This window comes from Pedobacter sp. MR2016-19 (genome assembly GCF_014947265.1).
GTDB lineage: Bacteria > Bacteroidota > Bacteroidia > Sphingobacteriales > Sphingobacteriaceae > Pedobacter.
In genome coordinates, this window is the sequence record NZ_JADCNK010000002.1 from 86,049 (window position 1) to 112,223 (window position 26,175).

The following is a 26,175-nucleotide window of genomic DNA, read 5'->3' on the forward strand; positions in this document are numbered from 1 at the left end:
TACGATCATCATGAGCGAGCAATCAAGAACTACCTTAAAAAGTTATTTTCTAACCGGCAGTGTTCCCACGCAGGCAAATTTCGGTGACCTTATTGATTCTTTCATCAATGAAATCGATGACCAGGTCTCCGTTGACAACAACCATAACATGGGGCTGGGCTTTATCTATCCCCCTGCAAGACTGGCCGTTGCCAATGCGGCTCCGCAGGTATTACACTCATTTATGCTTAGCCTGCATACAGGCAATGCCACTGCTACTGCGGTTAATCTACTGCCAGGAGTACTGCTGTCGACGGTTGTTTACCCAGGCGACATGATACTCGTATCAGGCATTTTACAGCCCTTTACCGTAACAGCGGTAGCAGCGCAAACGTTGCAGCTAATGCCTGTGCCTGCCACCGATGCCATTGCAGCGCAGGTTACTTTGCTGAAAAACCAATTCTTTATAGGCAATACCTCTAATGTAGGCGATGCGGGTACGCAGATGGTAGTGACCAATGCGGGGCGCATGGGTCTGGGCATATTGCAGCCACAGCAGGCACTGGATGTAAATGGCAATGTGCAGGCGACAGGTTTTATAGGCAATGGCAGCCAGCTTACGCAAATTGCCGGAACTAATATAACCGGGCAGATACCCTCGGGTTCATTGCCTTCTATATCTTTTCAGAATATACAAGGTCAGCTTAGCATTGCGCAACTGCCGGCATTGTCGTTCCCGGAGATACAGGGACAACTGTCGGTTTCTCAATTGCCGCAAGGCTACCAACCTTCCTTTAATGGCATTACCGGTTTCAATTGCGCTACGCCTGTTGTGCAAAGCGGTACTGCCGCTACACTTACATGGACGGTAAACGGCGCCACATCGCTGCAACTGACCTACCTTAACAACTATGCCGTTAATACCTTGACATCAGCCAGCAACCCTACATGGCTGCCATCTGGCTCCTGGACTTTTACGCCCGACATTACGCAAACGCTTACGCTTACGGCGTTTAAAGAAAGCACAGTGCTTAACACAACACAACTTACCATTACCGTAGTACCCAATGTGGCAGGTTATATGCAGAACTGCAATACAGCCAAGGTAGCGGCCACGGCTGCTGTAGCAGGTGCAGGACAGGCTTTCTGCCTGGGTGTATTATGCACTTCTAATGTAACGCTGCTGGCTACTGCTATGAAGGGTGTCTATCCAGATCTTGACATATACAAGGCCATACCGGCTTACTACATAAGTCTGAACTATCAGTGGAGTCCTGTTAAAAATGGCCCCTGGATAGATCATGTTCTTTATCCGAGTATTTAATTTTTTTTCTTAACAAATAAAACAACCTAAACATGACGACAAACGCAAATTCCTTGACTTCTGGACAATATCCGCCATTGTTGGTGGCATTGCAACAATGCAATCAAGATGGCATGAGCCCTAATGCCAATTACCAGGCCTGGGCAACCTGCCTGCAGGAAGTGTACCAGCAACTGGGCTACACAAATACTGCCGCAGATTTTGTAACGGCTATTAACCAGGTATGGGGCTCGCAGGTAAGTGGCCCTACCATGCTGAATGTGGTAACAGCTCTCACTAACTCAGAGGGTCAACAGTCATTTACGGCGGCCATAGTACAGCCATTGATAGACGGCTTATTGACTACATTCCTCATCAGGGATACTTTTAGCGATACCGGAGAGGCGCATGATGGTGTGCACTGGGTATCACCCGATATCATTAATTATGGCACCACCATATTGACAGTGGCTCAGGCTGTCAACTCAATGGGGTCGTATATCAACGGTACATTTACCGACGGGCAAAGTAATAACATGTATGTAAGGGCGCAAAACATAGGCCCAAATGCGGCCAGCGGATATGTAACATTGTACTCCGTACCGAGCAGCCTTTTACTGACGCCGCAGAGCTGGCTGCCATACGAAATGTCACAGCCATCATCGCTCGAGAATTTTTATGACCAGGCCAATTCAACACAGATACAGCCCGGCGAGGTTTGCCTAAATACCACCGCTTTTAACTATTCAGGCTTGCCCGGTGGCGGGCATTTTTGCCTGATAGCGGTGGCAAGCGGCGCCAATGGCATGCCTTTTCCGGTGCCTGATAGCTTTCCTACTAATGCAGGCCTCGCGGGCTGGGTGCTCGACAACCCTAATGTAGCCCAACGCAATATGGACTACGGAGCTGTGAGCGGCACTACTGGTACGATGAATGCTACCGTTGGCAATAACAACAATATTGCTACCACTTTTATAGTTGCGCTTACTCCAGGCCCTGGCAATACTTTCCCTGCGGGTACAACGGTATCGGCATCTATTACAGATACGCGCGCGACTTACTCGCCTCCTGTACAGCAATGGGCAGCAGGTGGTATATCTTTCTACAACCTTGTTATCCCGCCAAATATCAATGGTGCGCCGGGTTCTCCGCTTATAAATATGACGCTTACCATACAATTGCCAGCAGGCGCATCGTTCAGCGGCACATCACCGATACTGGTCACCTATTATCAGGTACCTACCAACCAGAACGATGACCTTGAACTGGCATTAGTGCGTAACATTAAATTACCGGATCCTGAGCAAGTACCCCACAAAATGAAAACTGTTGCCAGAGGTGCCGCAACCGGCAAACAAGCGCCTCAGGCAATGAAGGCTTATGTAACCGATATGTTTACTAATGAAGACGACGACGGCACGCCTCTTGTACTGCTCGGCGCGTGTCAGTTTATCTTTTCATAAAATTAACTCTTGCCTTCTCTATCAACGGGAAAATTAGGAAGCGAAAGTAAACTAAATTTGTTCCACCAATACAAAAACCACACTCTTTTTGAGTGCGGTTTTTGTATGAGCAGAAGACGCGATTCGAACGCGCGACCCCAACCTTGGCAAGGTTGTTTTCTACAAGACCTCGCAAAGGAAATCCAGAGAAATGGAAAGCAGGTTTGTAGTAGCAAAAAGAAGCTGACCAAATACAACAGGTGTGTCGTCTTCTATCCAAATAGTGAATCTATTACCAGTATTAACTTTAAAAGCTTATATTCCTTGTCTTAAAGCCAGTTATTCTTTAATATTTATAACCCTTTTGATATTGCCAAAATGAATTCAGAGTAAGCAGCAATTTTAATATCTATTGTATTTTGCTGAATGAAGCTGTTGAAGCTTAATATTTAAAACATAGCGATATAGCTATTCATGATGTTATTGATAAATTGAATCAACTAAAATAATAATTTTACTTCAGTTTAATTTTCGGGTAATTGTTTTTTTATCTTATCAATCACTGAATCCAATTCATCATCAGCTGCCTGGTTAATAAAGTTAGCCGGATAGCCGATAGTTGTAGCAATATAGCTTTTGTAGCATCTTGATCGAAATGGTATCACCAGCAATCGTTGCAAATGTATGTAATGTGCATTCTAAGATTAACTGTAATCCCAGTGGCAGGAGCCACATTCATACGCAGAAACTAAGGCTTTGTCATTACCATCAATAGCCCTAAAGACCAAGGAACCGCGACCAGATTTATCTTAATCATCGTGTTAAGGAAGTTCAATTTCACCAGTTGATGGTCGCTTAGAGACATATAGTTTAACAAAACGCGATCTTTAAATTATTGGTAGCTTTAACCTTTGCCTCAACTGCCGAAATCGTACCTTAAATAAGCCCTGTTTTGTATGACTGAAAAAGCTCTTTTTCAAAAAGAATCAGGCAGCACATATTATGGCTGGTATGAATTATCATTTAAATATTATAATTTGCTTGCGGCATTTCGTTGCTTTACAGCTGCACAATATTATTCCTTATCGCAAAGGTTACTAACCCGGTTACATTGCGTGATCCTGTTTTCAACAATAAATTATTGCGATGCCCATTAACCGTTTTTACGCTGATAAATAGCTTTTTGGCGATTTCATCAGCGGTAAATTGCTGGCAGGTTAATTTTAATACTTCTTCCTCGCGTGGAGAAATATACGTGAGTAGCTTTTTACCGGGTTTTGCTTTTTTTGCCATACTGTCTTGAATTGCTTTAAGTACCCGGCTATTGATATAACTCCCTTTTTCGGCAATAGCAACAATTGCCTGGTATACTTCTAATGGGTTACAATCTTTAACCAGGTAGCCGTGGGCTCCATTCTTGATTAATTCGGCCATAAAGTTTTCATCGTTATGTACGGAAAGAATCAGCACCTTAATTTCCGGAAACTTTTCGGCAAGGGCTATAGTCAAATGCAGGCCGCTATATTCTTTTTTATCCAGCGGTGGCAAAGAGAGATCAACCATTAGTATATCCGGCAAATCGGTTAATTTCTCTAACTTATCAATTACAGAAAAACCATCCGCGCTTTCAAAAACAATTTCAAAAATATCCCAGGTGGTCAATATGGCCTTAATACCTTCTCTAAAAAGTAATTGATCTTCCACTATACCCACTTTAATTTTACTTTTCATAACACTGTGTTTAGGTTGTTAAATTACCGGGATTGTAAGGGTAGCTTTTATGCCTTTTGCGGCCCCGTTGCAGTACTCAAATTGGCCATTCATTGCTTTTGCCCGTGCCTCCATGCTTATAATGCCCAAGCCTCGCTGGGTGCCTTCCGTATCTGAAAAACCTTGCCCATCGTCTTCAAAGTTAATGGTCAGGGTATCGCTTAAGCAATCGAATTCTAAATTAACATGTTTGGCACCTGCATGTTTAATGGTGTTGTTGATCAACTCCATAATGACGCGGTAAATACCCAATGCTACAGGCCATTCAATTAAAGGCCATTCGCACTTCACAGTAAAGTAAATCTCTATTTCGCCAGATTGGTTAATGTTATCAACAACAGATTCAATTGTTTTTACCAAGCCAAATGCTTCTAGCTGTGGCGGCATCAGTTGATGGCTGATATTTCTCACACTTGAGATGGCTGTATCCGATAGGTTGATCAGGTTTTGAAGGCCTTTAGCAGATGATGTTTCCTGCATGGTACTTTCTTGTTTCTGACTCATTAATATCAGGTTCATTTTAATAATGGATATTACGGCACCAATTTCGTCGTGTAAATCACTGGCTATCCGTTTCCTTTCTTCTTCCTGAACCATAATGCTGTTGCGTAATAATTCATCTTGCTGCGCCGATTTTAATTCGGCCTTCTCGAGGTCAAGTTCAATCAGGTTTCTTTGAAAGTTTTGATAAAGCAATACTACGCCAACCGCTATAATAAAAAGCGCAACAGTAAAGGGTACGATGATATCAACTATATTCACTTGTATTTAACGTGTTTCCAAACAGCTATAATAAAACAGGAATACATAATTACCGATGCCAGATCATTATATACCCAAATATAATTTACCATATTTTTATTGACATTTATAATTAAAAAATTAGAAAAATAATATATCAGTAACGTTGAAGAAAGATTGATAAAAAGCCCGGAATTAATAAGTGTAACCGTTTTACCTATCGGGGTTTTATTCATCCCGGACCGGGGGTCTAACAGTGCGATAAACGCAAAAATAGATAGGATAATTAAAACAATAGCCTTGGCAATAAGTGCGTATGTATTAAATGAGTTTACATGCTGTAAAAAGACGCTATTAGCGATAGAAAGTGTAACGAAAACGGTGACGAGAACCAAAAAGATTCTTTTATCAAGATACGGCTTCAGAAACGAATAATAAAAATGTGTCAGCAGGACGAACTCTACCGGAACATCTATATGTAACAGGAATAAGTTGTGGTGTTTAAAAAGAGACAGTATTAATTGAGAAATTTGAATAATACTGTTAAATATCAATAGCAGTTTAAATGAGAATAACCTTTGATCAAACTTTTTAAAATAAACGAATGCCAATATACCTGCCAGTAATGGCGGAATATTTGATGCTAATAGTATAAAACGAACCGTGGACATATTGTTACTTACTTCAATCACCTTTACTATTGTTGTATTGTGCAAGGCGGACAAGGATTATTTAAATCTAAATAATATATATCGTCAGTACTACCTGTTGCAGCGTGTTTTTGACTATCAGGTGTTACTTTAGATGTCGGAAAAATATTACAGGATATACATTCTTTACAGGGGTTTACCCATAATTCTCCATTAAGGTAACATAGATTCCCATCTTTTCTAAAATATAAATTTCGCCATGGCTTAGAAGATATATCAATCGGCCTCACATAAACTTTGATAGAGTCGTTTATAAATCCAAGTTTTGTTTCGAGCGTTATCTTTGAACATTGCACATAATTATATAGGTCGGCATTATTTAAACCGAGGGCAAGTAAGACATCCGTGCTGTTAATAATGTCTCCGTTAAATGGCACTTTAATCTTATTGGTATCTAAATTTTTAAATATTATTTTAGAAATGCTGTCAAAATTTGCCATGTTCTGTTTAGCGGTTTTGTAAGTAACTAATCTGCTGCTTATCGAATCTGGCGAAATGAGATTAGCTACTGGCCTGTTCCAACCGCAATTAATTTTAGATACGATTACAACTATGCATACTGCAATAATTGCCAGAAGGAAAGGAATGATGATTTTTCTGGATAGTTTCATTGGTTTGAGGTTTAATTATTTTGCACAATGATACTCATATTATTATTACATAGCTATGATATACATGTACAAACAGGTATTTATACCTATACTTTGTATGGAGAACAAATATTTATACCTGTTTAGCATATCCCTTATTTATCCTCTTACCCACTGTTTTAACAATTTTCATCTTTACACTGTCAAAATCAATTGATAGTGGAGCATAACCCACCTGAAAAAACGAACTGCCTGTACAGTTAAAAACAGGGGCGGCGATCCGAAAAGCCTGTAGAGTAGGAAAATTAAAAAAGTAAAATTATGTCTAATGCTTATCTTTTAGCAACGCAGTGTACATCATTTGTAAGCAGTGGTTCATTATCGCCGGTTACCGATAAAGGTAGCGGGGCAGACCATAATGTTATGTTTTGGTTACCCGATGGGCTTTCGAGTCAGCAATATTATCTCGGAATGATAGCTCGTTCGGTTCCCAACTACAATAGCACTACTCCGCCCGTGGGTACCTCCACCTATATTTTTAGCCTTCAAAATGACGACCCGACTAATTCCCTGTTAGCCAGGCCGACAGGCTTTACACCATTATGGACTTGTGTGCATAATCATCAGCCAAGTAATTTAGGTATTTACAGTATTGATGGACCGCCTGGATATTTTGGGGTAGGCTGTATTGCAGTAGCTGATTTTAATTCTCCGCCTCAGGTAAGCGACTATCCCCAATTAATGTGCGTTCTGGGCGATCACGTAAATTTCAATTACACAGTAAGTAACGCCATTTGGACAGACCAGGGTTCGGGTGCGCCTTAAAGAGAAATTCTCCTGTTGCTATCAACGGAGATTTCTTGTCCCCTGAAGTGTTACTTAAAAATTAAAATTTATTTAAACTATATAAAAATGGAAACTAAAACACTAACCCCACCTTCAATTCCCGTGGTGTTTGAAAACAAAACGGGCATGCCAGACAGTAAAATCTGGGTTCAGTTTCTGAATGGCATTTTCGGCGCCGGACAGTACGGTGCGAATGGCACTATTAAACTTTCAGGAGATACTGCTTATAGCTTTGAACAGTTAAAAAGTAAAATGCCGGCTTTTCCGGCACTTAAAACAATACCGAATGTTTCCCTTAACGATTTCACCAACGGCCGTATTTACTTTAATTATGGAGATAAAGGCCTGCAGGGCTTAGGAGATGGTTACCAGCCATCTCCCAATAATGTCAACGACCCTAATTATAAAAAGCAATATGCTTTTGTTGAGCCTAATTTCTTTGGTAACCAAAACAACAATATGGATTTAAGTGCCATCGATTTCTTTAGTATTCCTATCGAGGCGAGTACTTGGAAGCATGGTAAAATGGTGAAAAAACTTAATTGTAAGAATGGCGCTGCAATTGGCGATACTATCGAATGTTTAATAACGCTTTCACATTCTAAAGCAGCTGTTTACGCTCACAATTCTTTTGTGCGTGTTATTGGCCCAGGGCTTGCGGAAGGGTATCATAATTGGAATGCTTATTTAAAATATTTATCATCGCTCGCTAAGCCTACCAAAATTAAAGGGCTATTTTCGGGTTTACCCGGAGGAACTGGCCCAACAGCTCAGCAAACATATAACCTCAGCGCAACATTTAATACTATTACCAAACAGGTAATATTAACAGGTACGTGTGCTGTTGAAGGGGCCGTAACCATTGTCATAAAATTTGATGCGCTAAATGCATTAACCGGCATTTACGGTGCAAACCCATCTTATACCGTTACAGCGGGGAGTAAAAAACCTTACACAACGGCCGGAATTGTTAATGACGTTTTCGGATGGATTATTGGTGACTTATTGGCAGGGTTAAACATGGGCTTTCCGGGCAGCACTACCATAAATCCAATTAATAACATTCCACTTGGCCAATGCACATCTAGCGAATGGTTTCAAGCTGCCATTCAATATCCATCATTGATGTTTGCAGGTGCCCAGCCTAAAAACAGGGATTATTATAATGACTGGGCTGCCACCTTGTTTCCTGTAACCAATGCTTATGGTTTCCCATTTTCAGATCGTGTGGGCGGTTTATTACTCTATTTTCCACCTGAAGGTTCGGCTGGCGCGGTTGACTATCTCAAGATTACCCTTCTGGATGTTGGATTTCCGGCATAAAATTACTGGTATAGATGAAAAAGAATTTATCAACAATAGCGGGTAAGGGAGCTTCCTTTCCCGCTGTAAATCAGGCTCAAGCTGGAATGTGCCCAAGTTTTCATTACCCGGAATATTTGGCTTGCTGGTGCCATTTGCACAAGAATAGTACCCTGATAAAACATTCAATGCATTGTACCCACTATGTGCGATCAGTCGTTTTCGGCAACAATGTATTCCTGGTTCGAATAGCTTGAATCCCCAAAAGTTAAATAATAATTGGGCTTTTTTATTTTAAGCAACGATTAACATAAAGTTAAATTTTATTGATCTAAGCCCTGGCATTCCTCCTAAATTGCTGATATACCATAGTAATAGATGTTAACTATTCCGTTATAGAATTAAATGATTGTGATTAGTTATTTCAATTCTCTAAATTTATCATTATCCTGATCAACCTGTTACGGCGGATGAGTATTTCACTAACAAAATAATATAGACATGGAAAAAGAATCGAACGATATCAGCAAGTGCCCGTTTCATAATGGCAGCATGAAAAGTAATGTAGGTGGTGGCGGTACCAGAAATGGCGACTGGTGGCCGAAGCAGTTAAAAATGAGTATTTTACGTCAGCATTCTAATTTATCCAATCCAATGGATGGCGAATTTAATTATGCTGAGGCTTTTAAAAGTTTAGACCTGGCCGCATTAAAAGCAGACCTTTATGCACTGATGACCGATTCGCAGGATTGGTGGCCGGCAGATTTTGGTCATTATGGAGGTTTATTTATCCGCATGGCCTGGCACAGCGCCGGAACCTACCGGGTAGGCGATGGCCGTGGTGGTGCTGGTGCCGGATTACAACGTTTTGCGCCACTGAACAGCTGGCCAGATAATGTAAGCCTCGATAAAGCACGCAGGTTACTTTGGCCGATTAAACAAAAATACGGGCGCAAAATTTCCTGGGCAGATTTAATGATCTTAACCGGTAATATTGCCTTAGAATCGATGGGTTTTAAAACCTTTGGATTTGCCGGCGGGCGCGAGGATGTTTGGGAAGCTGACGAATCGGTATACTGGGGTTCGGAAACCACCTGGCTGGGTGGCGATCTTCGTTACGGACACGGCTCTGATGGTGCAGATAAAGCACATGGCGTGGTGGTTACAGACGATGATGCCGATGGTGACGTACACTCCCGTAATTTAGAAAAACCACTTGCAGCCGTGCAGATGGGATTAATATATGTAAACCCTGAAGGACCGGATGGAAACCCGGACCCGATTCTTGCTGCTAAAGATATCCGCGATACTTTTGGCCGCATGGCCATGGATGATGAAGAAACGGTGGCCTTAATTGCAGGTGGACATACTTTTGGCAAAACCCATGGTGCTGCTTCAGCAGATCATGTAGGCAAAGAGCCTGAAGCCGCTGGTATAGAAAGCCAGGGTTTGGGATGGAGCAACAGTTATGCCTCTGGCAAAGGTGCTGATGCAATTACGAGCGGATTAGAGGTAATCTGGACCACTACGCCAACGCAATGGAGTAATAATTTCTTTGAAAACCTTTTTGGATTTGAATGGGAGTTGACTAAAAGCCCTGCCGGTGCACACCAATGGAAAGCGGTAAATGCTGAAGCGATTATTCCTGATGCATTTGACGGATCGAAAAAACACCTGCCAACAATGCTGACTACCGATCTTTCTTTAAGATTCGACCCGGCTTATGAAAAAATATCAAGACGGTTCTTAGAAAACCCTGATCAGTTTGCTGATGCCTTTGCAAGGGCATGGTTTAAGTTGACGCACCGCGATATGGGACCTGTTGCGCGTTACTTGGGACCAGATGTACCACAGGAAGAATTGCTTTGGCAAGATCCGATACCTGCTGTTGATCATGTATTAATTAACGAAAGTGATGTTGCCACATTAAAGGCAAAAGTTTTGGCTTCAGGATTGAGTGTGTCCGAACTGGTTGCTACTGCCTGGGCTTCGGCTTCTACCTTCCGAGGTTCTGATAAACGTGGCGGCGCTAATGGTGCGAGGATCCGTTTGGCACCACAAAAAGATTGGGCAGTTAACAATCCTCCACAATTGCAAAAAGTATTGGGCGTATTGGAGGGTATTCAAAACGAATTTAATGCAGCGCAAATGGAGGGTAAAAAAGTTTCTTTAGCGGATTTAATTGTACTGGCAGGTACTGCTGCTGTTGAAAAAGCCGCCGCCGATGCCGGACATGCTGTTCCTGTTTCGTTTACGCCAGGCCGGATGGATGCATCGCAGGTACAAACCGACGTGGAATCTTTTGGTTATTTAGAGCCAGCGGCAGATGGTTTCCGTAACTACCGTAAATCTAAATCGCCGGTTGCTACAGAAGAATTCCTGATTGATAAAGCCCAGTTGCTTACTTTAACAGCACCAGAATTAACCGTATTGATAGGTGGTTTGCGTGTACTGGATACCAATTTCGACGGTTCTAAAAATGGTGTCCTAACTACAAAACCAGGTCAGCTTAGCAACGATTTCTTTGTGAATTTATTGGATATGGAAACCGCCTGGAAAGCTGTTGCAGAAGATAAAGAACTTTACATCGGCAGCAGCCGTTCTACCGGTCAGCCAAAATGGACCGCAACCCGCGCCGATCTGGTATTCGGTTCTAATGCAGAGTTAAGGGCAATAGCAGAGGTGTATGCAAGTTCAGATGCACAAGGTAAATTTGTAAAAGATTTTGTGGCCACCTGGAATAAAGTAATGAATTTAGATCGTTTTGATTTAAATTAAATCTTAAATGCATCATAGGTTTATAAAGAGGCTGTATCATAGTGTATTCAATCAATTTGTCACGTTGAGCTCAGCCTGTACTGAGCTTGACGAAGTATCGAAACGCCTTGTAAGACATTTAAAACAAGCCCTTCGACAAGGTAACATTGACAGGCTCCAATAGAAAGATCGTCATTCCCGCGCAGGCGGGAATCTTAAAGCGTTTGCATTACGATTCCCAATCGAGTTGGGAATGACGATCTAGCGCAGCATACTATTTTGCCAAAAAGATCTGTCTTTTATATTGATTTTATATAATAAATTAATCTTCAGGATTACTATTTTATTTATAATACAGCCTCTTTATTTGGATTATTGCTTTTTATCATGGTCTAATACCGATCTCACTTTGCAGGATCGGTATAACCCAAATAAAAAATATTGAAAGATTTTTTATTTCTTAAAACAATTCTCAAACTTATTTGTCTTTTAATTTCATTAGTTTGTTTGGTTTAGTTTTATTGGTGGATGCGAATAGAACAAAATAATTAGCCTCATAGAAATATGGGGCTTTCTCATTTATATACGGCAATACTCCATACACCACATTGGTAAAAAGTAATACTGATGAATGTTGCCGATAAGAAATCTGATTTCCTTCCTTTATAAAAAGAATAAATTTTTTCATCAGTTATTAAAAATAACGCTTAACTAGGTGAGATATAATGAATTTAGATTGCGACATTTTCGATTTTCCTTAAATTTTTAATCAAAAATTTTATTGCCTGTAAAAGTAATCATACTGTATTCGGATTGATACGGAAATGTAATGCTAGCGATCAAAATAATATTCTTGATTTTGTGATAAAATAATTAATATTGAATTGATAAATCGATTTATCAATAACCAAATATGACGATGAGCTTAAGAATATTTACGCGCTGTGGTGCAGTACATGTCTGTGTAATTTATTTGTGTGTAGTTTTAACCCGTTTAAAATATAATTTTCCATCACACGCAATTGCTTTTAACTCAAAGCCTTCTGATTAAAAATGATGATTGCCATCAATTGTTTTTTTGATAATGGATAAAACGTTTTATCTGCTGGCAGTTTAAGCGATATATTATTAACTAACCATTTACTAAACCTAAACCAATGAAAATTAATCTACTAAAGATTTCAGGGCTTTCTATGCTTTTTTTGCTCAATAGCCCTGCTTTTTCGATGAATCCGGTTGCTGAAAAATCCGGGGGATTTTCTGAGCTGAATGTACCTTTAGTACATATTCAGAACCGAAAAGTAATTACCGGAACCGTATCAGACGAAAAAAACCTGCCTATTCCCGGAGTAGGCATCAAAAACATTTCTTCAGGTAAAACTGCGGTAACTGACGAAGCTGGTAAATTCAGCATTGAGGCCAACCCGAAAGATGTGATCCGTTTTTCTTATGTGGGTTATCAAAATAAAGAAGTTACAGTAGGGAACGAAGCGAATATCAGTGTTAAAATGCTGCCTGCCGAAGCCAATAAGTTAGATGAAGTGGTGGTGATTGGTTATGGATCAGTGAAAAAAACAGATCTTACGGGTTCTGTTGGTGTGGTAAAAGCAAGCGAACTGCAGGAACGTCCTTCTTCATCGCTAAACCAGGCACTCGCTGGCCGGATCTCGGGCGTACAGGTAAACACCAACTCGGGTAGACCCGGCGGTCAGACGAATATCAAAATTCGTGGCTTTAGTTCAATCAATACGAGCAACAATCCGCTTTATGTGGTAGATGGTGTGGCTTTGCCGGTGGGCTCGCAAACCCAAAACAGTAACGCTATTGATTACATTAACCCAAGTGATATTGCTTCTGTAGAGGTGTTAAAAGATGCATCCTCAACAGCCATTTATGGTGCAAGGGGTGCAAACGGGGTAATTTTAATTACGACCAAAAAAGGAACAGCCAATACCCAGCGCATTACCTACGATGCAGATTTTGGCATAAATACATTGGCCGCACACCATGTAAAGATGCTTGATGCTTTTGAGTATGTTAAAGTGCAGGACCTGGCTTATGAGAATATTAAAGTTTACGATCCGGTAGGTTGGGCAGCAGGAAGTTACGCATCCACACCGGTGCCAAAAGCAGCCAGAATTGCCTTGCCTCAGTTTTTCGATAGCAATGGAAATCCATTATACAATACCGATTGGTTAAAAGAATCTACACAGAACAAACTTTCGCAAAATCACCAGCTGGGTTTTACAGGTGGAAACGAAAATAGCACTTACGGGGTTTTTGCAGGCTATCGCGATGATGAGGGGCTTTTGCTGAATTCTTATTTAAAACGTTATTCGGGCCGGTTTAATTTCGACAGTAAAATTAAATCCTGGTTAAAGGTAGGTGGTAATTTGAGCTACAATAACCAGAATGAAAACATTGTTGATCAGGGAACAGGTGGATTAAATTCTGTCCGTATGATTACAGAAGCATTCCCTTTTCTGCCCATTAAGCTGGCAGATGGCAAGTGGGGCGATAATAAACTGATTCCGTGGGCAGAAGGAGGCTCCAATCCGGTGCACATCTTAACCGATCAGAAATATGGAATGGTTACCCAAACTGCTTTGGGAAGTATTTATTCTACCATTAGCTTTAGCAAGGATTTAGAATTCCGTACCCAGTTAGGTGCCAATATTGTGAGTCGTAACATTAACGAGTACAATGCCAAACAATTATACGGGATCTCTGATGGACAGAATGGAACGGCGAATGTAACCAATGATCGGGAAACCTTCTGGTCGCTGGAAAACTATTTAACCTATAACAAACGTTTTGCCGAATCGCATGCCATTAATGCCTTATTGGGGATCTCCTGGCAGGCCACCAATTTCTTTAGCAATACCAGCCATGCCGAGAATTTTGTAACCGATTTTTACGGAAACAATAACATGGGTTCTGGAAGTAAATCGATTACGGTGGGCTCCAGCCGGAACCGGTCGGCTTTTAACTCTTATTTTGGCAGGTTAAACTATGCCTTTAAAGATAAATACCTGGTTACTTTTACAGGGAGGGTAGATGGCTCATCCAAATTCGGAGAGAACCATAAATTCGCCTTTTTCCCTTCTGCAGCACTGGCCTGGAAAGCCTCAGACGAAGATTTTCTTAAAGGAAACAAAACCATCTCTAACTTAAAACTAAGAACCAGTTATGGTTTAAGTGGTAACTCAGAGCTCCCGGCTTATCAGTCGCTCGCTACATTGGTTAATAATTCGGCTATTATTAATGATAGCAGGGTAACAGGTATTGGTGTAGGCAGGCTGGCCAATCCTGACCTGGTTTGGGAAAAAACAGCACAGGTTGATGCGGGTTTAGAGCTTGGCTTATTGAACAACCGCATCAATTTAGAGGCCGATCTTTATTACAGAAAAACAACCGATATGCTATTGGATGCCCCGGTTCCACGTACCACAGGATACTCGGTGATCAGAAAAAATATCGGTTCTATGCAGAACAAAGGTTTAGATTTAGGGATTAATACGGTAAACGTACAAACCGACAATTTTACCTGGAAAACCAGTTTCAATATCTCTCTTAACCGCAATAAGGTACTTTCTCTGGCCACTCCCGATGATATTTTTGGTGTGGGTAACCCAAATTTCACCAATCAAACCGGTATTATCAGGGTAGGTGAACCTGTGGGTTCATTCTGGGGGTTGGTACGTTTAGGCACCTGGAGCGAAGCGGAAAGGGCAGAAGCAGCAAAATATGTAAGTTACCGGGGTGGTAAAACTTTACTTCCCGGCGATATTAAATATTTGGATGTAAACGGCGATCGTGCCATTACAGATGCCGACCGCCAGATTATTGGTAATGGAACGCCAAAAGGCTGGGGATCCTTTGGTAACTCCTTCCGCTATAAAAACTTAGAGCTGATTGTAGAACTTCAATACTCTTATGGCAATGATGTGCTGAATATGACCCATCACTCGGGTGAAGACAGACAGGTGCAGGCCAATAGTTTCGCCAGCGTATTAAATGCCTGGACTCCACAAAATCAAAATACACCGATTGCCGCAATCAGGGATCAATCTGCCGGATATGTAACCAACGTAGATACCCACTGGTTAGAAGACGGTTCTTTCATCCGTGGAAAAAACCTTTTACTGGGTTATACTTTTGATAAGACACTTGTTGAAAAATTACGTTTAAGCAAACTCCGTGTTTATGCATCTGTTCAGAATTTCTTCCTGGCAACCAAGTATACCGGTAACGACCCTGAGGTAACTACTTATGGAAATGCATTTGCACAAGGTCAGACATTTTTCGATTATCCAAAGCCAACTACTTTCATGGTAGGCTTAAACATTGGATTATAAACATTAACTAAAGAAAGGATATCAACATGAAAATAAACATAAAAAATATCGCTGCTTTGTTGTTGCTAAGCTGCGCTATAATCGGGAACCAGGGATGTAAGAAGTTTTTAGATGAAACAGATCCCACTAATCTTTCGCCAGATAATTTTTATACTTTACCAGAACATGCAGAAGCAGGTATTGCTGCTGTTTATGCAGAGATCAGATTTGTTGGAAACGGGGCTGGTATTTATTCCAACAACTGGCAGATGTTTGATGCGCCAACCGGGATACAATCTACCGAAACCGCACAAAACTCCGATCTGAACAATTTATATTCACTCATTTATGATGGCACAAACCTGCATGTTAACCAAAACTGGAACGGATTTTATAAAGTAATTGCACAAGCCAACCTGGTTTTGGATAAAGTTCCGGGCATTAACCCGATGGACAATGCACAGAAGAAAAGGATCTTAGGAGAGGCGTCTTTCATCAGGGCCTGGGCCTATTTTTACCTGGTACGTTTATGGGGCGATGTGCCTTTAATCACTAAACCGATTACCAGCCCTAACGATCCTAATTTTTCTCCTTCACGTACACCACAGGAACAGGTTTACAAACTCATTGTTGATGACCTGGTGGCTGCAGAAGCGGCCGGTTTGCCTTTTATGGATGCCAGCGGACGGGTTTCTACAGCAGCAATTAAATCTGAACTGGCAAAGGTATATTTAACCATGGCCGGACAGCCCCTTAACAAAGGAGCGGCTTATTATAAATTAGCAGCAGATAAAGCCAAAGAGGTAATCGATTATTCAACCGGTAATCCGGCATCACTTGGTTTGTTTTCTGATTATGGAGCCCTCCACGATGCAAAGAATGACAATAAAGTGGAGCATTTATTCGGGATCCAGTACAATGACGCTGCCGGAGCCGGTAACCCCTTGCAATCATCTTATTTACCTTTGCACCAGCCATTGGTTTCTAAAATTGACGGGATTGGAACGGCTATTCCAACGGCCAGTTTTTATGGCTCGTATGAGGCAGGAGATTTAAGGGCTAAAAACAGAGAAGGTTATTTCTTTACCGACTATTATACCGATGGATTTAAAATGCCGCTGGTTAACCGCGGTAAACCTTATATTTTTAAACACTTTGATCTGATTGCAAATGGAACACTAGGCGTAGAGGGAACCAGCAGGAGCGATCTGAATATTCCACAGATCCGTTATGCCGAGACCTTGTTAATTTATGCTGAAGCACAAAACAGGGCAGATGGTAGTCCGAATGTTGCTGCCTATGCTGCGGTAAATACCGTACGAAAAAGAGCGCAATTGGCTGATCTTGCAGGTTTGAGCCAGACACAGTTTGAAGAAGCCGTTTGGAGAGAGCGCTGGCATGAGCTGTGTTACGAGGGCATCACCTGGTTTGATATGGTCCGCTTGCGTAAAGTGTACAACGAAACCACTAACAGCTTTGATAATTTTGTTGGCCACATTAATAAAAGTGTAAACCAGCCTTTGCAAACCAAACATTTATTGTTTCCAATTCCTACTCCGGAAATCAAAAACAATCCTAACCTGACTCCAAACCCAGGTTATTAAACAACAGTATTTCATTATTTCTAATGGTTGGTGTCACACCGAGCATGAGTAATGTTTAACAAAAAAAGCGGGTGTCTGGTATTTCGGATACCCGCTTTTTCATTGTCGACACCTTAATCTGTAGCGCAGTGAAAGCCACGAACTAAACCGGATCTTAAGCGAGAGAGGCCATCATTGCGAGGAGGAACGACGAAGCAATCTTACAACTATGGGTTATAGCGACCGTATTAAGATTGCTTCATCCAATTAAGAATTGGATTCGCATTCAATAGCTATCGGATGGAACGTAGTGGAATGGAGAAATCTTTGAACTGTTTTAAAAGATCTCTCCACTGCGGTCGAGATGACGATATTTCGGGGCCGTTTATCGCCTTAAAATCTCCTTTCATTCATACTGTTTTATAATATAATTTGATCCTGCCATTGACTGGCCCATAAGAAAGCTCTCTCTCAATTGCGGTCGAAACGAGGATGCCTCATGGCCTGTAACCATCACTCCAATATTTTCAGTTTATAATAATCAATATTTTTAATGCCTTTAATGAATGTTTATATGGATTTTGAGGCGATTCATGAATTGAGTTTAAAAAATTAAAGGCACGAAAGAGATTTTTTAATTTATTAGGCTTATTTTTGCGGCAATTATAGAACCGCACAGGAGATGAACAAATCCCTGTGACCTCAATAATCATTAGAAAAACTAATATTTTATCAATGACAAACGACAAAAAAGAAATATTCGAAAGCGTAGCGCAACGTTTAAAAATTGAAGGTTTTAATGTAGTCAACCGCGATGAAACCCGTCCCTGGGGTGGTTTCTTTGTAATAGATGAAGCGCAGGCGCAACAATTTGCCGATACTTATTTTGATGGATTAAATGTTGAAGACCTTAAAATTGGTGGTAAATTAAGCCCGAAAATTTTAATCGTTGCACCAAATACACGTCTTTCGTGGCAATATCACCACCGCAGAGCTGAAATTTGGCAAGTGGTTACTGGTACCGTTGGCATCAAAACCAGCCAAACTGACGAGGAAGGTGAAGTGAAAAAATACGCACCAAAAGACCAGATTAAATTACAACAAGGCGAACGCCACCGTTTAATCGGTTTAGAAGACTGGGGTGTTGTTGCAGAAATATGGCAACATACCGATGCTTCAAACCCATCAGATGAAAGCGATATCGTACGTGTTCAAGACGATTTCGGTAGATAATAAATAATAAAATAATAGAATCCTGTTCTATATAGTCGAGCAGGATTCTTTTTGTCTAAACGGATCAGCTAGCGTAGTTTTTGTAGACTTCGAAAACTAAATGCTTTCAAAATACGTTTATATAGCATACACACCCTATACATGATCATCCTTATTTTTTTTCTTTGCCATTGGTTTTTATCCCTGTTTAGCCAAACATTTTTCCTTCACCGTTACTCTTCTCACAAGATGTTTAAAATGGAACTTTTTTGGGAGCGGTTTTTCTACTTAGTATTGCTGATTTCACAAGGTTCATCATTTTTAAATCCCAGAGCTTATGCTATCCTGCACCGGATGCACCATGCCTATAGTGATACGGAGAAAGATCCACACTCACCACATTTTTTTAAGGATGTTTTCGGGATGATGATTGCAACGAAGAACATGTATATGAATTATCTGCAATATAAAATACAGCCGGAACCAGCTTTTCAAGGGAATTATCCGGAATGGCCGATTGTGGATAAGATTGGAAATTCATGGGGATGGAGAATCGCATGCGGTTTATTTTATATTGGCTTTTATATTGCTTTTGCCAACCACTGGTGGCTGTATATCTTATTGCCGATCCACTTTTTAATGGGACCGCTACATGGGGCAATTGTAAACTGGTGTGGTCATAAATATGGCTATTCTAACCATGATAATGATGATCATAGCAAAAACTCTTTACCCTGGGATTTCTTGCTGATGGGTGAACTTTTTCAGAACAACCACCACAAAAAACCAAACAGTCCTAACTTTGCTACCAAATGGTGGGAATTTGATCCAACCTATCCGGTAATGAAAGTATTGCACTGGATGAAAATCATCAAAATTAGAAAGGTTTAAGGAGTTAAAAGGAAAAAGACTAAAGACCAAAGCAGAAAGAATTTGAGTTCTCGCGTCGATTTCTACCGCCATGGTCTGTGTCTCCACAGACCATCAGTTAATGCTTTTCATTTAGTCTAAATAAACAGGTTTTTTGCCACTGAAGCACGGAAAACACGGAATATATCCACATTCCTTCTGCACTGTTTTGTGTTAGCTAAACCTGACAGCAGCGAAAATCCTTTTTGTTCGTAGTAACCTTACCTATACTGTCATGCTGAGGCACGAAGCATCTGCAGCCTATGAAACGGATACCTGCATCACAGCATAACAGTACCTCAAAAAGATTGAAGCGAATGGCAGGGCTGTCGCAACCGATAAAACCAGGATCCTTGCTTTTCAGATAAAAACGCATTTTTTTTGCCACGGAAACACGGAGTATATCCCGCGCTTTGTCACTCCTGAGGTATAATTTATGGCTTAAAAATTAAAATCAATGACGACCATTCTATTGGAATCTGGTAATGGTAGCGGAATTGAAGGGCAATATAGAAAGTTCGGGGTTTTACCATAAAATCCTTTTTGCCTATCTTACCGTATATATTCCAACTGTTTTAAAAATTAAACCACCCAATGATCAACTTCCTTAAAATCATTTTCTCTGCACTGTTCGTTTTTATGTGTTATAAAGTAATTAGCACTTCGTTGGAAAGTAACCTGTTCGAGCAGTGGGATTTCCTGGGCGGCATACCCTGGATGCGCGCAACCCTTTGGGATTTTTATGCTAACATCTTCATTATCACGCTATGGATGTTTTATAAAGAAAAAAGCATTATTCTTAAAATCTCTATAGCCATTTTGTTCGTATGTTTAGGCAGTATAGCAACTTTAGCTTATGTTTTAGTGCATTTATTCAAACTAAAAGATGGCGAAGGTGTTAGAGAATTACTTTTAAGGCGAGAGGTGTAGGGTTTAAGGTGTAGGGGTTCTTACAAGGAGTTTATTTATAACAATGCTGATTTTGGCTTTTGGGCCTTAAACCTTTTACCTTAAACCTTATGCCGCTCCAAACAGGACATCTATTATTCATCGCACTCATTTCGCTTATTGCATGTTGTTTTATTATGGCCATGGTTTGGCTTTGGGCAAAGAAAATTAAAAATGCAGGTGTGGTTGATGTTTTCTGGGCGCTAAACTTCCCTGTAATTACGATCATTACGTTTTTTTTATCTGATGGTTACGATCCCCGTAAAATTTTAATCTGTGGTATGTTTTTACTGGCCGAGCTGCGCCTGGGTATTCACCTGTGGCAACGTGTTATCGGTCATTTAGAGGAAGAAGAGGGCAGATACGAGCAGCTGCGTAAAGAATGGGGCGACAAAGCCGACCGCAATTTCTTTGTGTTTTTTCAGTTTCAGGCCATATCCAATGTAATCCTGGCGATTCCATTTTTTATCATTACTGCGAATCAATCGCAGGCTATCTCTATTTTAGAGTTTGCAGGTGCGCTGGTTTGGGTAATTGCTTTTTTCGGAGAAATGATTGCCGACAGGCAACTTGCCGCGTTTAAAAAAGACCCCAGCAATAAGGGGAAAGTATGCGATACCGGACTATGGTACTACAGTCGCCACCCCAACTATTTTTTTGAGTGGCTAACCTGGATGGGCTATTTCATTTTTGCGCTGGCTTCGCCGTGGGGTATTTTGGCCATCATTAGTCCGGCGGTTATTTTGTATTTATTAACCAGGGTTACCGGTGTGCCAAATAACGAAGAGCAAAACCTGAGAAGCAAACCTATAGCCTATAAAAAATACCAGGAAACAACGAGTGCCTTTTTTCCTTGGGGGAAAAAGGATGGAAAAGGGAAAATGTAATACGGATGAGGGCCGCACTATTGCAAAACCATCAGCCACTTTACATCGTATATTAAGCATTTTCCATAATAAATAATCCATCTTACATTATTCCATTTTACATTTACATGTGGTACGATAAACTTTTAGAAAACAACAAACTTCCTGATACGGCCTTGCGCATCGGCATCAGAAAATTATGCAAGCAGCGCCTGGATGATGAAACGCTTGGCGATGAGGAACTACAGCAGGAAAAATTTATGGACCTGGTTGCTGAACTGAAGCAATCGCCGATTGCGGTAAATACAGCCGATGCCAATGAGCAGCACTATGAACTGCCTACTGAATTTTTTCAGTACTGTTTGGGCAAAAATTTAAAATACAGCAGTGGTTACTGGAAACCGGGCGTTAAAGATATTGATACTTCAGAAGATGATATGCTGGCTTTAACCTGTAAAAGGGCCGATTTACAAAATGGACAGAATGTTTTAGAACTGGGTTGTGGCTGGGGATCGCTCTCATTGTATATGTCGGCTAAATTTCCGGAGAGCACTTTTACAGTGGTTTCGAATTCTGCAACCCAAAAAATCTTTATCGATGAAACTGCAAAACAGCGTGGAATACAAAACTTAACGGTTTTAACTGCCGATATGAATACGTTTACCATTGCCGATACATTTGACAGGGTGGTATCAGTAGAAATGTTTGAGCACATGCGCAACTATAAATTTTTACTCAACAAGGTTGCTTCATTTATGAAACCAGATGGGAAGTTATTTGTGCACATATTTACGCACAAAACCCTGGCATACAAGTTTGAGGTGATTGACGAAACCGACTGGATGAGTAAATACTTTTTTACAGGTGGAATTATGCCATCTAACCACTTGTTTTTTTACTTTAACGACGACCTCAAGATCGATAAACACTGGGTGGTAAACGGAACCAATTACGGTAAAACCTCAGAAGCCTGGCTAAGCAATATGGACAAGCATAAAAAGGAAATCATGCCTATTTTAGAAACTACTTATGGTAAAGATCAGGCGGTGAAATGGTGGGTATACTGGAGGTTATTTTACATGTCGTGTGCCGAACTGTTCAATTACAATAAAGGAAACGAATGGATGGTATGCCATTATTTGTTTCAAAAGAATAAATAATGTAAGAAGTAAGGATGTAAGATGGATAATGGAGTAGCGATATGCCCATCATCTATCTTACATCTTCCGTCATCCATATTACATTATCCATCTTCCATATTACATTATGAATAAACTCGCCATTATCGGCTCCGGAATAGCAGGCATGGGTTGTGCCCATAAACTGCAACATAAATACGATATAACCCTTTTCGAAGAGCTCGATTATATCGGTGGTCATACCAATACTATTACACTCGAAGAAGATGGACAACCCATTTACCTGGATAGCGGCTTTATGGTTTTTAATTATCAAACCTATCCAAACCTGACAGAAATGTTTGCCGAGATTGGTGCCCCGGTAATTAAAACCGACATGTCTTTCAGTGTGCAGTTTCTGCCTAAAAATTTAGAATACAGTGGCTCGAGCTTGAACCATCTTTTTGCACAGCGGAAAAACCTGTTTAACATTTCTTATTTAAAAATGTTGATGCAGATTAACCGCTTCAACAAACAAAGTGTCGAAATTTTGGATAAGCCGGAATATCAGGATTATTCGATCGGGCAGTTTTTTAAAGCATTTGGTTATAGTGAGGATATGCTTTGGCAATATTTGATTCCGATGAGCGCTGCGGTTTGGAGTGCCCCAATGGAACAGATTTTGGATTTCCCGGCGGTTACGTTGATCCGTTTCTTTAAAAATCACGGCTTTTTAGGTTTAGATACGCAACATCAATGGTATACGCTACAAAATGGCAGTCAGGCTTACCGCGAAAAACTGATAGCACCATTCCGCGACAGAATCAAAATCAATACTAAAATTGTTGCGGTAAAGCGATTAGAAAACGGTAAAGTTGAAGTGGAAAACCAGAAAGGCGAGAAATTTGAGTTCGATAAAGTGATTATGGCCAGTCACGCAGACCAGACTTTCGAAATTGTAAAAGATAAAACAACGCTGGAAACCGAACTCCTTTCTAAATTCAAATACCAGCTAAACAAAGCCGTTGTACATACCGATGAAAAGCAGATGCCGAAAGCCAAACTGGCCTGGAGCAGCTGGAACTACCGTGTAGAAAAACAGGGCGATAAATTATTGCCCAGTACCATTTACTGGATGAATAATTTGCAGGGCGTTTCTAAAAAGCAGAATTACTTTGTCTCCATTAACCCGGCAGGAACATTAAATCCTGAAAAAATTGTTAAAGAAATCGATTATCATCACCCTTTGTTCGATGTTCCGGCCATGCAGGCTCAGGAGCAATTGCACAGGCTAAACGAAACGGGCCCGATATACTATTGCGGAAGTTATTTTAAATATGGTTTTCATGAAGATGCTTATAAAAGCGCGGTGGACCTGTGTAGGGGGCTGTTAGTTTAGTTAGTTCATTACCAATAAGATAAATATTGGTTTGATTAGGGGTTTAATTCAGTTTGTCATCCTGAATGCAATGAAGGATCTTTTCTAATGAAGATATCTTTAATTAAAAGATTCTTCGCTGCGCTCAGAATGACAGGATGCTCAGAATGAAAATCAATCATAAATTTCGTAAATTGTAATATTAATGCAAATCAACTCATCCATCTATACCGCAAAAGTCATGCACCACCGCCTGGTACCCAAAAAACATTCTTTTTGGTACAGCGTGTATATATTTTATATCGATCTGGACGAGCTGGAAATGCTTGCGCAAAAGCTCCGTTGGTTTAGCCTTAATAAATTTAATCTTTTTTCTTTTCGCGATGCCGAACATCTTCAGTTGCCAAAAGAAAATCCTGATCAAACCAAAAATACACGTCAGCATGTAGAAGATTATTTAAAAGAGCATGGCGTTGATGGCAGCAGGCTTAAAATAAAACTCCTTACCAACCTCAATGTGCTGGGTTACAATTTTAATCCTGTTTCTTTTTATTACTGCTTCGATGAGGGAGGAAATCCGGTATGTTGTGTGGCCGAAATCAGCAATACTTACCGCGAAATGAAACTTTTTTTCTTCGGAAAAGACGAATTGAATGGCGATACCTTTAAAAAAATCACCACTAAATATTTTTATGTTTCACCGTTTATCGATCACGATGATTCTTTCGATTTTAGCTTAAAAGTACCAGCTGATGCGCTCGATATTAAAATTAACGACTTGGATAAGAATGGTAAGTTGTTTTTTATCAGCACCTTAATGGGTAAGAAAAAGCCATTAACCAATGCCGCTTTGCTGCGATATTTTTTTTCTATGCCCTTAATACCTTTACAGGTAATGGGCATGATCCACTGGCAGGCCTTTAAACTTTGGATAAAAAAAATACCTTTTCATCCAAAAGCTGAAAACCCTGAGTTGCAACGCAACGTATATAAACCCTATAAACCACAAATAAAATAGATCAAATATTATGAATACGCTTACCGCTGCCAGAACATCAAGAGGTTTTTTCGAAAGAGTAGTGCTTAATGCACTTTCTAAAATGACATTAGGCAAATTGGAACTTTCGTTGCCAGGTGGCGAAACACTGGTTTTTGGAAACGGTGAACATAAAATCGAAGCACATATACAGGTTAACCATCCCGATTTCTTTAAATCGATTGCGCTTTATGGCGATATCGGTTTCGGCGAAGGCTATACCTCGGGCCTTTGGGATACCACAAATATTACCAACGTAATTAAATGGGTAATTCTGAATATTGAAAATGCCCCCTCGGTTACAGGTAGTAAAGTAAAATCTATTGCTTTGGGTATTTTTAAATGGGTTAACAAGGTTTATCACGTGCGCAGGGCAAATACTTTGGCCGGATCGCAGAAAAATATTTCAGAACATTACGATCTGAACAATGATTTCTTTGCGACTTTTCTGGATAAAACCATGACTTATTCAGGCGGTTATTTTAACCCTGAAGATTTAAGTTTAGAGGAATCGCAATATGCCAAATACGACCGCCTGGCCAGGCAGTTAAAGATTAAGGCGACCGACCATGTATTGGAAATCGGAAGTGGTTGGGGTGGTAATGCGATTTTTTTAGCCAAAAATTATGGCTGTAAAGTTACTTCGGTTACCATTTCTAAAGAACAGCAAAAATTGGCGATGGAACGCGTTCATGCAGAAGGACTGGCCGATCAGGTTTCGGTCATTATTCAGGATTACCGCAAAATTGAGGGTACTTTTGATAAAATCGTATCCATTGAAATGCTCGAGGCCGTGGGTCACCAATATTTAGAAATCTATTTCGAAAAATGCCAGAAGTTATTAAAACCGGATGGGATTTTTGCCTTTCAGGTCATTACTGCTCCCGATTGCAGATATGATAAATTAAGAAATGGTGTAGATTGGATTCAGAAGCACATTTTTCCGGGCTCGCTTTTACCATCGGTAGCCGCCATAAACAAAGCAATAAATGAAACCGGCGATTTAACCATGGTGGATTTAAAAGATATGGGTTTGGATTATGCCCGTACACTTCATTTATGGTTTATCGCATTTAATAAAAACCTGAATAAAGTAAAAGCCCTTGGCTTTGATGAAACCTTTATCCGCAAGTGGAATTATTACCTAAACTATTGCGAAGCAGCTTTTGCCATGCGGAATATTAATGTAATGCAAATGGTTTATTCAAGACCAAATAATATTTCGAGGTAAAACGTGTAATGTTAAAGATGAGGTGGATGATGGGTAAAATTTCCATTACCCATTTCCAATAGTTAACCGATTTAAACAATTAACAAGTGAACTATTTATATTCTCTGTCATCTATAA

18 protein-coding genes are annotated in these 26,175 nt (G+C 40.5%); 15 read left to right on the forward strand and 3 right to left on the reverse strand.

Translation table 11 applies throughout. The annotated features are described in order from the left end of the window. Nucleotides 1-10: 10 nt before the first annotated feature. Nucleotides 11-1,303, forward strand: a complete 1,293-nt coding sequence (locus tag IM793_RS02725) for a hypothetical protein (protein ID WP_193419633.1) — start codon at nucleotides 11-13, stop codon at nucleotides 1,301-1,303. Between the two features lie 32 nt (nucleotides 1,304-1,335). Further along, entirely contained in the window at nucleotides 1,336-2,745 is a 1,410-nt protein-coding gene (locus tag IM793_RS02730) for a hypothetical protein (protein WP_193419634.1), read from the forward strand. Nucleotides 2,746-3,783: 1,038 nt separating this feature from the next. Here the strand turns inward: IM793_RS02730 and IM793_RS02735 are convergent. The 3 genes from IM793_RS02735 to IM793_RS02745 form a co-directional block, all read right to left on the reverse strand. After that, nucleotides 3,784-4,455 (reverse strand): response regulator transcription factor, encoded by a 672-nt coding sequence (locus tag IM793_RS02735; RefSeq protein ID WP_193419635.1) that lies wholly within the window; start codon nucleotides 4,453-4,455, stop codon nucleotides 3,784-3,786. Nucleotides 4,456-4,473: 18 nt separating this feature from the next. Continuing rightward, nucleotides 4,474-5,256 carry a histidine kinase gene (locus IM793_RS02740; protein ID WP_193419636.1) on the reverse strand — a complete coding sequence of 261 codons (783 nt, stop codon included), beginning with the start codon at nucleotides 5,254-5,256 and terminating at the stop codon, nucleotides 4,474-4,476. A 676-nt stretch (nucleotides 5,257-5,932) separates the two neighbouring features. Continuing rightward, on the reverse strand, nucleotides 5,933-6,556 hold the full coding sequence (locus IM793_RS02745) for a hypothetical protein (protein WP_193419637.1): 624 nt from the start codon (nucleotides 6,554-6,556) through the stop codon (nucleotides 5,933-5,935). A 300-nt stretch (nucleotides 6,557-6,856) separates the two neighbouring features. Between IM793_RS02745 and IM793_RS02750 the strand changes: the two genes are divergently transcribed. From IM793_RS02750 to IM793_RS02810, 13 genes are all read left to right on the forward strand, one after another. Continuing rightward, nucleotides 6,857-7,360: a hypothetical protein gene (locus IM793_RS02750; RefSeq protein ID WP_193419638.1), complete on the forward strand. Its 504-nt coding sequence runs from the start codon at nucleotides 6,857-6,859 to the stop codon at nucleotides 7,358-7,360. Between the two features lie 87 nt (nucleotides 7,361-7,447). Continuing rightward, nucleotides 7,448-8,704 carry a beta-1,3-glucanase family protein gene (locus tag IM793_RS02755; RefSeq protein ID WP_193419639.1) on the forward strand — a complete coding sequence of 419 codons (1,257 nt, stop codon included), beginning with the start codon at nucleotides 7,448-7,450 and terminating at the stop codon, nucleotides 8,702-8,704. A gap of 480 nt (nucleotides 8,705-9,184) precedes the next feature. Further along, nucleotides 9,185-11,461 carry a catalase/peroxidase HPI gene (gene katG / locus IM793_RS02760; RefSeq protein WP_193419640.1) on the forward strand — a complete coding sequence of 759 codons (2,277 nt, stop codon included), beginning with the start codon at nucleotides 9,185-9,187 and terminating at the stop codon, nucleotides 11,459-11,461. Nucleotides 11,462-12,597: 1,136 nt separating this feature from the next. Continuing rightward, nucleotides 12,598-15,798: a TonB-dependent receptor gene (locus IM793_RS02765; protein WP_227256114.1), complete on the forward strand. Its 3,201-nt coding sequence runs from the start codon at nucleotides 12,598-12,600 to the stop codon at nucleotides 15,796-15,798. Nucleotides 15,799-15,824: 26 nt separating this feature from the next. Next, nucleotides 15,825-17,381: a RagB/SusD family nutrient uptake outer membrane protein gene (locus IM793_RS02770; RefSeq protein ID WP_193419641.1), complete on the forward strand. Its 1,557-nt coding sequence runs from the start codon at nucleotides 15,825-15,827 to the stop codon at nucleotides 17,379-17,381. A 714-nt stretch (nucleotides 17,382-18,095) separates the two neighbouring features. After that, nucleotides 18,096-18,593 carry a phosphoheptose isomerase gene (locus IM793_RS02775; RefSeq protein ID WP_025142534.1) on the forward strand — a complete coding sequence of 166 codons (498 nt, stop codon included), beginning with the start codon at nucleotides 18,096-18,098 and terminating at the stop codon, nucleotides 18,591-18,593. Between the two features lie 141 nt (nucleotides 18,594-18,734). Beyond that, the gene (locus tag IM793_RS02780) at nucleotides 18,735-19,463 is read left to right on the forward strand and encodes an acyl-CoA desaturase (RefSeq protein ID WP_193419642.1); all 729 of its coding nucleotides are present in this window, start codon (nucleotides 18,735-18,737) and stop codon (nucleotides 19,461-19,463) included. A 612-nt stretch (nucleotides 19,464-20,075) separates the two neighbouring features. Continuing rightward, nucleotides 20,076-20,411 (forward strand): DUF1475 family protein, encoded by a 336-nt coding sequence (locus IM793_RS02785; protein WP_132400221.1) that lies wholly within the window; start codon nucleotides 20,076-20,078, stop codon nucleotides 20,409-20,411. An 89-nt stretch (nucleotides 20,412-20,500) separates the two neighbouring features. Beyond that, nucleotides 20,501-21,316, forward strand: coding sequence for a DUF1295 domain-containing protein (locus IM793_RS02790; RefSeq protein WP_193419643.1), 816 nt, complete (start codon nucleotides 20,501-20,503; stop codon nucleotides 21,314-21,316). Between the two features lie 107 nt (nucleotides 21,317-21,423). Then, a complete protein-coding gene (locus tag IM793_RS02795; RefSeq protein ID WP_193419644.1) occupies nucleotides 21,424-22,455 on the forward strand; it encodes a cyclopropane-fatty-acyl-phospholipid synthase family protein in 1,032 nt (343 codons plus the stop codon). A gap of 106 nt (nucleotides 22,456-22,561) precedes the next feature. Next, the gene (locus tag IM793_RS02800) at nucleotides 22,562-23,812 is read left to right on the forward strand and encodes an NAD(P)/FAD-dependent oxidoreductase (protein WP_193419645.1); all 1,251 of its coding nucleotides are present in this window, start codon (nucleotides 22,562-22,564) and stop codon (nucleotides 23,810-23,812) included. 184 nt (nucleotides 23,813-23,996) lie between these two features. Next, the gene (locus IM793_RS02805) at nucleotides 23,997-24,809 is read left to right on the forward strand and encodes a DUF1365 domain-containing protein (protein ID WP_193419646.1); all 813 of its coding nucleotides are present in this window, start codon (nucleotides 23,997-23,999) and stop codon (nucleotides 24,807-24,809) included. Between the two features lie 10 nt (nucleotides 24,810-24,819). Continuing rightward, a complete protein-coding gene (locus IM793_RS02810) occupies nucleotides 24,820-26,058 on the forward strand; it encodes a cyclopropane-fatty-acyl-phospholipid synthase family protein (protein WP_193419647.1) in 1,239 nt (412 codons plus the stop codon). Nucleotides 26,059-26,175 lie beyond the last annotated feature (117 nt).